The sequence below is a fragment of the Rahnella woolbedingensis genome, assembly GCF_003602095.1.
GTDB lineage: Bacteria > Pseudomonadota > Gammaproteobacteria > Enterobacterales > Enterobacteriaceae > Rahnella > Rahnella woolbedingensis.
The window spans coordinates 241,784-253,824 of sequence record NZ_RAHH01000003.1; the positions used below are offsets into that span (position 1 = coordinate 241,784).

General features: G+C 50.0%; 8 protein-coding genes. 7 read left to right on the top strand and 1 reads right to left on the bottom strand.

The window, feature by feature from the left end; all coding sequences use genetic code 11:
- Positions 1 to 227: 227 nt before the first annotated feature.
- Positions 228 to 1,991, bottom strand: coding sequence for a 30S ribosomal protein S12 methylthiotransferase accessory factor YcaO (ycaO, locus tag D6C13_RS03505; RefSeq protein WP_120131448.1), 1,764 nt, complete (start codon positions 1,989 to 1,991; stop codon positions 228 to 230).
- 325 nt (positions 1,992 to 2,316) lie between these two features.
- On the opposite strand from ycaO, the gene serC reads away from it, so the two are divergent.
- The 7 genes from serC to msbA form a co-directional block, all read left to right on the top strand.
- Entirely contained in the window at positions 2,317 to 3,402 is a 1,086-nt protein-coding gene (serC, locus tag D6C13_RS03510) for a 3-phosphoserine/phosphohydroxythreonine transaminase (protein WP_120131449.1), read from the top strand.
- A gap of 104 nt (positions 3,403 to 3,506) precedes the next feature.
- Positions 3,507 to 4,790, top strand: coding sequence for a 3-phosphoshikimate 1-carboxyvinyltransferase (gene aroA, locus D6C13_RS03515; RefSeq protein WP_120131450.1), 1,284 nt, complete (start codon positions 3,507 to 3,509; stop codon positions 4,788 to 4,790).
- Between the two features lie 196 nt (positions 4,791 to 4,986).
- Complete coding sequence (gene cmk / locus D6C13_RS03520; RefSeq protein WP_120131451.1) at positions 4,987 to 5,685, top strand: (d)CMP kinase; 699 nt, start codon at positions 4,987 to 4,989, stop codon at positions 5,683 to 5,685.
- Between the two features lie 156 nt (positions 5,686 to 5,841).
- The gene (rpsA, locus tag D6C13_RS03525) at positions 5,842 to 7,515 is read left to right on the top strand and encodes a 30S ribosomal protein S1 (protein ID WP_095925166.1); all 1,674 of its coding nucleotides are present in this window, start codon (positions 5,842 to 5,844) and stop codon (positions 7,513 to 7,515) included.
- A gap of 60 nt (positions 7,516 to 7,575) precedes the next feature.
- Positions 7,576 to 7,860, top strand: coding sequence for an integration host factor subunit beta (ihfB, locus tag D6C13_RS03530; RefSeq protein ID WP_013574835.1), 285 nt, complete (start codon positions 7,576 to 7,578; stop codon positions 7,858 to 7,860).
- 283 nt (positions 7,861 to 8,143) lie between these two features.
- Positions 8,144 to 10,390, top strand: a complete 2,247-nt coding sequence (locus tag D6C13_RS03540; RefSeq protein ID WP_120131453.1) for a DNA internalization-related competence protein ComEC/Rec2 — start codon at positions 8,144 to 8,146, stop codon at positions 10,388 to 10,390.
- Positions 10,391 to 10,428: 38 nt separating this feature from the next.
- Positions 10,429 to 12,041: lipid A ABC transporter ATP-binding protein/permease MsbA (gene msbA / locus D6C13_RS03545; RefSeq protein WP_120131454.1), on the top strand; the 1,613-nt coding region annotated here is incomplete at its 3' end.

Genomic DNA, 12,041 nt, shown 5'->3' on the forward strand with positions numbered 1-12,041 from the left:
TTTGTAAATTTCACTTTGTTTTAACGCATAAAAATAAGTGTCATATTTTGGTCTTAAAAACGACACACGGACATTATTTCGCGCGAAATTACACGTCATTTTAATGGCTGAGTCAAACCTTTGCGAATAAAGGGAGCAGCCTGAGCGCAGATCTTCTTTTGAATGTATAAACAAAAAAGCCAGCAGGAAATCCCGCTGGCTTCAATCAATTCATCACGTTTGTGTGATTACGCTTTCGACCAGTGGCGACGTTTTGCGATCTGGAGTTTTTCGTATGCGCCAAGCAGCGCCTGATGGGCTGGCAATGCTTTAAGTTCAGGATCAACGGCAAACAGGCTGTGGAAACGAACTTCACCGCTGATAGCCGCAGAAGCATCTTCAACCGCTTTCTGGCCGTACATTTTCACGAACGCATTGTAGTACTGCGCGGGCTCGCGATCTTCTTCCAGAGACAGTTGCAGCAGCGTTTGCAGGCAACGGTAATAGTTGTTGCGCTCATCGGTGTATACAGACGAGTTGAACTCGTGCGCCCATTCAGCCCAGGTCAGAGCCTGATCCAAATCACCACCGGCCAGTGCCAGCATCGATTTCAGTTCACCGACACGCAGCGTATACCAGCCGTTGTCTTTGCCGCTGGCAATGCCCAGCAGTTCACGCACGCGGGTAAAATCATCCAGACCTTCATCATCGAGCTGAGTGATCATCTCCAGATACGTTTCTTTCGGCAGGTCGCTGTCCGGCAACGCCAGCAGTTGATCACGCAGATGCGCGCCCATGCTGTTGTTCGCCAGCAGCAAATCTTCCGCAGGATAAATGTCGGACATACCCGGGACGATAATGCGGCAGGCATACACGTCCAGATGTTCGTAATCGGCGATATACACTTGTGCATCTTCTTTATCGAAGATAGCCATCAGGGTTGCGAATTCTTCTTCGGTGGTGCCGCTGAAGCTCCAGTCTGCAAACGGATAGTCTGCGTCCTGCTTGAACATGTCCCAGGAAATCAGACCGCTGGAATCGATGAAGTGGGTTTCCAGATTGGCGTGCTCGGCCACTTCTTCATCATCGAAAGTCGGTGCAGTAAAGACGTCCAGATCTTTCAGGCTGCGGCCTTGCAGCAGTTCGGTGACGGTACGCTCCAGTGCCACGCCGAAATCAGGATGTGCGCCAAAGGAAGCGAAACAAGTGCCGTTCGCCGGGTTGAACAGAACCACGCAAATAACCGGATAGTTACCGCCCAGAGAGGCGTCATAAGAAAGGATCGGGAAACCTTCTTCTTCCAGTTTAGCAATGGCTTCAACCACACCCGGATAGCGCGCCAGAACGTCAGCAGGAATTTCAGGCAGACTGATGGATTCAGCAATGATGCGGTTTTTAACGTAACGCTCGAAGACTTCTGACAGCCCCTGAACGCGCGCTTCATTCGCGGTGTTACCGGCAGACATTCCGTTAGAAACGTACAGGTTACCGATGATGTTCATCGGAATGTAAACGGTTTGCAGATCTGACTGGCGGGTAAACGGCAGGGCGCAGATACCGCGTTCAGGATTGCCGGATTGCAGGTCAATCAGATCGCCGGCAACCAGTTCCTTATCAGCATCATAAAAAGCGTGCAGACGTTCATCCAGAATGCCAGCTGGCAGGCTGTCATCTACCGGAAGAGGGAACCACTTCTCATTCGGATAATGGACAAAATCACCGTTGGCAATATCTTTGCCCAGATAGAAATCGGCAAAGAAATAGTTGGTCGACAGACGCTCAAAATATTCACCCAGAGCAGAAGCCAGAGCGGCTTTTTTGCTGGCGCCTTTACCGTTGGTGAAGCACAGCGGGCAGTCGCGGTCGCGAATATGCACTGACCAGACGTGGGGAACCGGGTTCAGCCACGAAGCTTCTTCGATATTAAAGCCGAGATCGGTGAGTTTTTGTTGGAAGCGGGAAATGGAGTCTTCCAGCGCCGCGTCTTTACCAGGAATAAAAGTTTGCGTCATTGAGTTCACTTTTGAGCGTGCTAAAAACGCGCAATGATACGGGGTTTTGCGTATTAGCTCCATGTATTCGTGTTAAGAATGTAATCGTTGTGTGAACTCAAAGGCTTGAGTCAGGAGGTGCTGTGGTCACACGCGAATCCTGTCACTCTACGCACAGATTATTCCGCTAAATCAGCGTTAAAAGGAGGAAAGAACCTTGTGACGCAGATCTCAACGCGCTTTATCAGGTCGTGAGGAATAACCGTTGCAGATGGCTTGTTTCGAATGATAAAACCGGTAAATTAAAGGTAACTATGTGGCTGTCTCAGAGAAGTGGTGAGGGGAAATGACTCAGGTTTATAATTTTAGTGCAGGTCCGGCAATGATCCCGGCTGAAGTGTTGCGTCGTGCGGAACAGGAACTTTGTAACTGGCACGGACTGGGTACCTCGGTGATGGAAATCAGTCACCGCAGTAAGGAGTTTATCCAGGTTGCTGAAGAGTCCGAAAAGGATATCCGTGATCTGCTGAACATTCCCTCTAACTATAAAGTGCTCTTTTGCCACGGCGGCGCACGCGCGCAATTTGCTGCGGTGCCCATGAACCTGCTGGGTGATAAGTCATCCGCCGATTACATTGATGGCGGTTACTGGGCGCATAGCGCAGTCAACGAAGCCAGGAAATATTGCACCCCGAATGTGATTGATGTCACGACTACCGTTGACGGTAAGCGCGGGATTCTGCCAATGAATGAATGGAAGCTGAATGCAGATTCCGCTTACGTTCATTACTGCCCTAATGAAACAATCGATGGTGTCGCTATCGATGAAATGCCTGATTTTGGTGACAAAATCGTCGTGGCGGATTATTCATCTTGCATTCTTTCCCGCCCGATTGATGTCAGCCGCTTTGGCGTGATTTATGCTGGCGCACAGAAAAACATCGGTCCTGCTGGCCTGACCCTGGTTATCGTTCGTGAAGACCTGTTGGGTAAAGCGCGTACTGAGTTGCCTTCTATTCTCGACTATACCGTTCTGGCTGAGAACGACTCCATGTTCAATACCCCGCCGACTTTCGCATGGTATTTATCTGGCATGGTATTCAAATGGCTGAAAGAACAGGGCGGGTTGCGTGAAATGGAAAAACGTAACCGTGCAAAAGCCGAACTCCTGTATGGTGCCATCGACCACACCGGTTTCTATCGTAACCCGGTAGCGGCGGCAAACCGTTCGTGGATGAACGTTCCTTTCCAAATGGCGGATGCTTCTCTGGACAAACTGTTCCTCGATCAGGCGCAGGAAGCCGGTCTGCATGCATTAAAAGGCCACCGTGTGGCTGGTGGTATGCGCGCATCTATTTATAATGCGATGCCGATTGAAGGCGTTAAAGCACTGACCGACTTCATGGCGGAGTTCGAAAAACGTCACGGCTAAGTGTGCTGGCTTTCGGGCCCGCAGAATGCTTAAGTAAGTAGCCTTAAAAATGACCCCGGCTCAATGTCCGGGGTCATTTTATGAAAAGAAGAATTGGAGAAAGAGTGGAATCCCTGACATTACAACCCGTTGCGCTGGTAAACGGCAGCATCAATTTACCCGGCTCAAAAAGTGTTTCTAACCGTGCGCTTTTGCTGGCTGCTTTTGCACAGGGCACTACCCGCCTGACTAATCTGCTCGACAGCGACGACGTGCGTCATATGCTTAATGCGCTGACTCAGCTGGGTGTAACGCACCGCTTATCGGCAAATCGCACTGAATGCGAAATTGATGGTCTGGGCACGGCTTTTTCCAATGCTAAAGGTCTGGAACTGTTCCTGGGTAACGCTGGCACCGCAATGCGTCCGCTGGCCGCTGCATTATGTCTGGGTGCGCAGGATGTCGTGCTGACTGGCGAGCCGCGGATGAAAGAGCGTCCCATTGGCCATCTGGTCGATGCACTTCGTCAGGGCGGTGCGCAGATTGATTATCTGGAGCAGGAAAATTATCCGCCACTGCGTTTACGCGGTGGATTTAGCGGTGGTGACGTCAGTGTTGATGGCAGCGTTTCCAGCCAGTTCCTGACTGCGCTGTTGATGACAGCTCCGCTGGCAGACAACGACACCACCATTCAGATAAAAGGTGAGCTGGTTTCCAAACCTTATATCGATATCACCCTGAACCTGATGAAAACTTTTGGTATCGAAGTGGAAAACCACCAGTATCAGAAATTCAGCATCAAAGGGCGTCAGCAATATGTGTCCCCGGGTTCTTATCTGGTCGAAGGCGATGCATCTTCTGCATCTTATTTCCTCGCAGCTGCCGCGATCAAAGGTGGTACCGTTCGTGTGACAGGTATCGGCAAAAACAGCATGCAGGGCGATATTCGTTTTGCAGACGTGCTGGAAAAAATGGGCGCAACCATTCACTGGGCGGACGATTACATTGAATGTACCCGTGGTGAGCTGAAAGGTATCGATATGGACATGAACCATATTCCTGATGCTGCGATGACCATTGCTACCGCTGCATTGTTTGCCGAAGGCCCGACGACCCTGCGTAATATTTATAACTGGCGTGTCAAAGAAACCGACCGTCTGGCGGCGATGGCGATTGAACTGCGTAAAGTTGGCGCGACGGTGGAAGAGGGCGAAGATTATATTCGCGTTGAACCGCCAAAGACTCTAAAGTTTGCCGAGATCGGAACCTATAATGATCACCGCATGGCGATGTGTTTCTCGCTGGTAGCGTTGTCAGATACGCCGGTGACTATTCTTGATCCAAAATGCACAGCGAAAACATTCCCGGACTATTTTGACCGTCTGGCGGGAATCAGCACTCTGGCATAGTCTTTGGCTGTGAATGCCACTGAACGAACGGACATCACAAGATGTCCGTTTTTGTTTTAAGGCTCAGAACCGTCCGCTTTTTAGGCAACTGAAAAATGTGGGGTAACAGTTGTCGTAAAGGCAGCGTATAATGCCGCTCCTGAATTAGTCGTCGAAGACTAATGAAGCGGGTATACCCCACCGAAAGGAGACAAAAATGACGGCTTTCGCCCCGGTAATCACCGTTGATGGGCCAAGTGGTGCAGGTAAAGGTACGTTGTGTAAAGCGCTGGCAGAAGCCTTTAACTGGCATCTGCTCGATTCCGGCGCGATTTACCGCGTACTGGCGCTGGCGGCTTTACATCACCAGGTTGATATTGTCTCAGAAGAGGCGCTCGTTCCGCTTGCCGCACATCTGGATGTTCGTTTTGTGGCTCAGGATGGGCAGTTACACGTTATTTTAGAAGGTGAGGATGTTACCAACGAAATCCGCACCGAAACGGTAGGGAATACTGCGTCACAGGCGGCGGCATTTCCCCGCGTTCGTGAAGCATTACTGCGCCGGCAGCGTGCATTTCGCGATACACCGGGCCTGATTGCCGATGGTCGTGACATGGGCACGGTGGTGTTCCCTGATGCACCTGTAAAGATATTTCTGGATGCCAGTTCCGAAGAGCGTGCAAACAGAAGAATGCTACAGTTGCAGGAAAAAGGCTTTAGTGTTAACTTTGAACGGCTTTTAGCCGAGATCAAAGAACGTGATGATCGTGATCGTAACAGATCTATTGCGCCTTTAGTGGCTGCTTCTGATGCGTTATTGCTGGATTCAACCAGCATGTCCATCGACGAAGTCATCGAAAAAGCGCTGGCTTATGCCACAGAAATTCTAGGATTGCCGCAAAAACAAACCCGGTAATCGAGCCGTAATCTGGTGCTGAAGAATATTCAGTGCCAGTTTTGGCTATAGTTTTTTTTAACCTCGCCGCAAGGATCTGTAGCGGGGCATTTGAAACAACCCCATCCAGCAGGAAGCCAGATGGACGTTAAACTTAAGAACCTAAAGATTATCAACATGACTGAATCTTTTGCTCAACTCTTTGAAGAATCCTTAAAAACAATCGAAACCCGTCCTGGTTCCATCGTTCGTGGTGTTGTTGTGTCAATCGACAAAGATATCGTACTGGTTGACGCCGGTCTGAAATCTGAGTCTGCAATCCCGGCAGAACAATTCAAAAACGCACAGGGCGAACTGGAAATCCAGGTTGGCGACGAAGTTGATGTTGCGCTGGACGCTGTTGAAGACGGCTTCGGTGAAACTCTGCTGTCCCGTGAAAAAGCTAAACGTCATGAAGCTTGGATCACGCTGGAAAAAGCTTACGAAGAATCTGCAACTGTTACCGGTGTTATCAACGGTAAAGTTAAAGGCGGTTTCACTGTTGAGCTGAACGGTATCCGTGCGTTCCTGCCAGGTTCACTGGTAGACGTTCGTCCTGTTCGCGACACGCTGCATCTCGAAGGCAAAGATCTTGAGTTCAAAGTCATCAAACTGGACCAGAAACGCAACAACGTTGTTGTTTCCCGTCGTGCAGTAATTGAGTCTGAGAACAGCGCAGAGCGCGATCAACTGCTGGAAAACCTGCAGGAAGGCATGGAAGTTAAAGGTATCGTTAAGAACCTCACTGACTACGGTGCATTCGTTGATCTGGGTGGCGTTGACGGCCTGCTGCACATCACTGACATGGCTTGGAAACGTGTTAAACACCCAAGCGAAATCGTTAATGTTGGCGATGAAATCACTGTTAAAGTCCTTAAGTTCGACCGCGAACGTACCCGTGTGTCACTGGGTCTGAAACAGCTGGGCGAAGATCCTTGGGTCGCTATCGCTAAACGTTACCCAGAAGGTACTAAACTGACTGGTCGCGTTACTAACCTGACTGATTACGGCTGCTTCGTAGAAATCGAAGAAGGCGTTGAAGGTCTGGTTCACGTTTCTGAAATGGATTGGACTAACAAAAACATCCACCCATCTAAAGTTGTTAACGTGGGCGATGTTGTTGAAGTTATGGTTCTGGATATCGACGAAGAACGTCGTCGTATCTCCCTGGGCCTGAAACAATGCAAAAACAACCCATGGCAGCAATTTGCAGAAACCCACAACAAGAACGACCGTGTTGAAGGTAAAATCAAGTCAATCACTGACTTCGGTATCTTCATTGGTCTGGACGGCGGCATCGACGGCCTGGTTCACCTGTCTGACATCTCCTGGAACGTTGCAGGCGAAGAAGCAGTACGTGAATACAAGAAAGGCGACGAAATCGCAGCTGTGGTCCTGCAAGTTGACGCAGAACGTGAGCGCATCTCCCTGGGCGTGAAACAACTGGCTGAAGATCCATTCAATAACTACCTGTCTGTTAACAAGAAAGGTACTATTGTTACTGGTAAAGTCACAGCAGTTGACGCCAAAGGTGCTACAGTTGAATTAGCTGGCGGCGTAGAAGGTTACCTGCGCGCTTCAGAAGCTTCTCGCGACCGTATTGAAGACGCAACTCTGGTTCTGAGCGTTGGTGATGAAGTTGAAGCTAAATTCACCGGTGTTGATCGTAAGAACCGCGTAGTAAGCCTGTCCGTCCGTGCTAAGGACGAAGCAGACGAGAAAGATGCAATCGCTGTTGTTAACAACAAACCAGACGAAAGCAACTTCTCTAACGCTATGGCTGAAGCGTTCAAAGCGGCAAAAGGCGAGTAATGACGGGGGGCGGCTCTGTCGCCCCGAAACGGTAGTTTAGCTGCAAAACTTGGAGGTACTATGACCAAGTCTGAACTTATTGAAAGACTTGCTGGCCAGCACTCTCATATCCCGGCGAAAGCTGTTGAGGATGCAGTGAAAGAGATGCTTGAGCATATGGCTGCAACCTTGGCTGATGGTGAACGCATCGAAATCCGTGGGTTTGGCAGTTTTTCTCTTCACTACCGTGCTCCGCGTGTTGGGCGCAACCCTAAAACGGGTGATAAAGTTGAGCTGGACGGCAAGTATGTCCCTCACTTTAAGCCAGGCAAAGAGTTGCGTGATCGCGCGAACATTTATGGCTAAGGCTTTAGCCTGAACATAAATGTCTGCCTATAGCGAACGTAAACGGTACCCTTCGGGGTGCCGTTTTTTTTTGCTCTTTTTGTCGATTCTTATCCCCTCAAACCCGGTCTCCTTTCGATATTTTGCGTAATGTCTCGCATTGACTCTCTCTTCTGCTTGTCCCTTTTTTGCCTGAAAATCATACTCCGCACCTGAAAGCGACCAAAGGGATTGGTGGTTAAACGTCAGGGAGCAAAAAATAAAAATCTCAACGGAGGAGGCTGCAGTTGCCGTCGTAACTGGCATGCTGCCACTGGTATTTCTTCCTCATATCCCTTCAGCAGGCTTTTTGGCGGCATTATGTGCCTTCGCCTGGGCGCTGGCCGCGAGGCAGCAAAAACTATTCAGGGTATTAGCGATAGCTTTGCTAAGTTTCAGCTGGGGGGCTTTCCAGGGAGGAGTTCAGATACAGCAGATAAATGCATTTCAGGGCACCTCCAGAAATGTCACTGCAACTTTGCAAACCATCAATCTGGGGAATGCCGGCGAACAATCCCAGTTCTTCAAAATTGAAATTCTTGATGGCCGGAGAGTCTTTCCACCGCTTATGTTCAGGGCAAAGTGGCATGAGGGAGGCGAAAGCCTTCAGGCTGGTCAGCGATGGCAAATGAAAGTCAGCTTACGTCCTGTTCATAGCCTGCTCGACGAAGGCGGCTTTGACGCGCAGCGCTGGGCGCTGTCTCAGCATGCGCCTTTGACCGCTACAATCCGAAACGCTGAGCTACTTGATAATAACAGCACCCTTCGTCAGCAATTTATCCACCGGGTACAGCAGGGGATGCCGCAACTGATAAATACGCCGGTGCTGGTGGCGTTGGCATTCGGAGAGAAAGGGCTAATTCAGGGACTAGAAAAGCTTCTTTTGCAGAGAACAGGCATCGCACATCTTGTGGCGATATCAGGGCTGCATATTGGTATTGCGGCCTTATTCGGCTGGTGGCTGGCGCGGGGATTGCAATTTTTTATGCCAGCAAGAATGATTAACTACCGCTTTCCGTTATTAGTCAGTGGAATATTCTTGCTGACCTATGCCTGGCTGTCGGGCGGAAATGCGCCTGCTTTGCGCGCGGCACTGGCGGTGTCAATGTGGCTGAGCCTGCGCTTTTTCCGCATCCGTTGTCATCCTTGGCAAATCTGGTTGTGGGGAGTGGCGTTGTTGCTGCTTTTAGATCCAATGAATCTGCTATCGGACAGTTTTTGGTTGTCCTGTTTTGCGGTGGCATCTCTGGTGTTTTGGTTTCAGTGGGCGCCACTCCCGCCCCGTTTCCAGCATGCGTGGCATTGGTCATTTTTGCGCTGGGGGCATCTACAGGCGGGCATGACTTTTCTGCTGTTGCCAATTCAAATTGGGATTTTCCACGGGGTTAATCTCTTTTCTTTCCTGGCTAATATGTGGGCTGTACCGGTTGTTTCACTGATCACCGTCCCTTTGGTGTTGTTGTCCTTGCTTGCTAATTTGCTGCCAGCGGGCTGGGTGGTTAGCGCGAAAATTATGGTTTGGAAGCTTGCTGATTCTACGTTGAGTCTGGCTATGTGGGGGATAAAACCTTTTGCTGGTGGCTGGACTCCGCTCGGTGAGTCGTTTCTGGTGTTAAGTCTTTTAGGATGGCCGATGATTATTTGCTGGCGCCTCCTCCCCGTTAAACACTCTTTTTCTTTGCTGCTTTCTTTGTGTGCTCTCTCTGTCACCTCGTTTATCAGGATCCCGGCGGAAAGGTGGCGGGTCGATATGCTGGACGTCGGCCATGGCCTTTCAGTTCTTATCAGCAGAAACGGAAAGGGGATACTGTACGACACCGGCAACCGGTGGGAGGGCGGTTCGGCCGCTGAGCAGAATATTATTCCTTTCCTGAATTGGCGAAATATCCAGCTGGAGCAGATAATTATCAGTCACAACGACATGGATCATCGTGGTGGGCTGGAAATCTTACAAGCCCGATATCCTGAGGCTACGCTTCGTCAAAGCTCAATATCCCCGCTGATTCACCTAAAATGTACTGCTGGCGAGCAATGGCATTGGCAAGGGCTGACGTTCAAAGTGATGTGGCCTGAGAAGATTGTCGCCGATGCGGGAAACAACGAAAGTTGCGTCATCCGCGTCAGTGAGGGGGCGTTTAGCATGCTGCTGACCGGCGATATTGAAGCGGAGGCAGAAAAGGCTCTTATCATGAAATGGCATCAGGATTTACAGGCGACGGTGCTCCAGGTCCCCCACCACGGGAGCAATACGTCGTCGACGCGGCCCTTTCTGCGAACGGTCAAACCCGTTACTGCACTCGCTTCTGCTTCACGTTTCAATAAATGGCATCTGCCCGCGCATAAAGTTGTTAGCAGATACAAGAAAGCCCGCTATGACTGGCATTCTACCTCTGAATCAGGCCAGTTAAGCCTGTTCATTTATGGCGATTATTGGACAATTAAAGGCTTACGCGAACAATTAAATCCCCGTTGGTACCACCGCCAGTTTGGAGTATCTGAAGATAATGAGTAGAATAGACCGCTATTTCTTTCGATGCTGGTTGATATTGCATGATGAACGATAAAGATCTCTCCACATGGCAGACATTCCGCCGCTTGTGGCCGATGATCACACCTTTTAAAGCCGGGCTTATCGCTGCGGCTATTGCGCTGGTCGCTAACGCCGCCAGTGATACTTTCATGCTGTCTTTGCTGAAGCCGCTGCTGGATGACGGTTTTGGTAAAGCTGACCGCTCAATTCTTCTCTGGATGCCACTGGTTGTTATCGGCCTGATGGTTGTTCGTGGTGTCAGTGGTTACATTTCCAGCTACTGCATTTCATGGGTTTCGGGCAAAGTGGTGATGCATATGCGCCGCCGTCTGTTCGGTCACATGATGAGAATGCCCGTTGCCTTCTTTGACCAGCAATCTACCGGTACCTTGCTTTCGCGCATTACCTATGATTCCGAACAGGTCGCGTCGTCTTCTTCCAGTGCACTGGTGACGGTCGTACGTGAAGGCGCGTCGATCATTGGTCTGTTTGCCATGATGTTCTATTACAGCTGGCAGCTGTCGGTGATCCTCGTAGTGATTGCGCCGATTGTGTCCATCGTTATCCGTGTGGTGTCTAAACGCTTTCGTAATATCAGTAAGTCGATGCAAAACACCATGGGGCAAGTGACAACCAGCGCTGAGCAGATGCTGAAAGGTCATAAAGAAGTGTTAATCTTCGGTGGTCAGAAAGTTGAAACCGCGCGTTTTGATAAAGTCAGTAACCGTATGCGCCAGCAGGGTATGCGGATGGTTTCTGCTTCTTCAATTTCAGACCCGATTATCCAGCTGATTGCTTCTCTGGCGCTGGCTTTCGTATTGTATGCGGCGAGCTTCCCGTCTGTTATGGAAACGCTTAGCGCAGGGACAATTACGGTCGTGTTCTCTTCCATGATTGCCCTGATGCGTCCGCTGAAATCACTGACTAACGTGAACTCTCAGTTCCAGCGCGGTATGGCTGCCTGTCAGACTCTGTTCTCCATTCTGGATATGGAACAGGAAAAAGATGAAGGCAAACTGGAAGTGAAACGTGTGAAAGGTGACGTTGAATTCAAAAATGTGACTTTCACTTATCCTGGTCGTGACATTCCGGCACTGCGTAATATTTCCTTCGACCTGCCTGAAGGGAAAACCGTGGCACTGGTTGGACGTTCCGGTTCTGGTAAATCGACCATCGCGAATTTGCTGACACGTTTCTATGACATTCAGGAAGGTAAAATCCTGATGGATGGGCATGATTTGCGTGAATACACTCTTTCGTCACTGCGTGATCAGGTTGCGCTGGTTTCACAGAACGTTCATTTGTTCAACGATACCATCGCCAACAACATCGCTTACGCCCGTACTGATATGTATTCCCGCGAAGAAATTGAAAAAGCGGCCACTATGGCGTATGCGATGGACTTCATCAGCAAAATGGATAAAGGGCTGGATACGGTCATTGGTGAGAATGGCGTTCTGCTTTCAGGCGGTCAGCGTCAGCGTATCGCCATTGCACGTGCCCTGTTACGTGACTCGCCTGTTCTGATCCTCGATGAAGCAACATCCGCGCTGGATACAGAGTCTGAGCGCGCTATTCAGGCCGCGCTGGATGAATTGCAAAAAAACCGTACCTCTCTGGTTATTGCTCACCG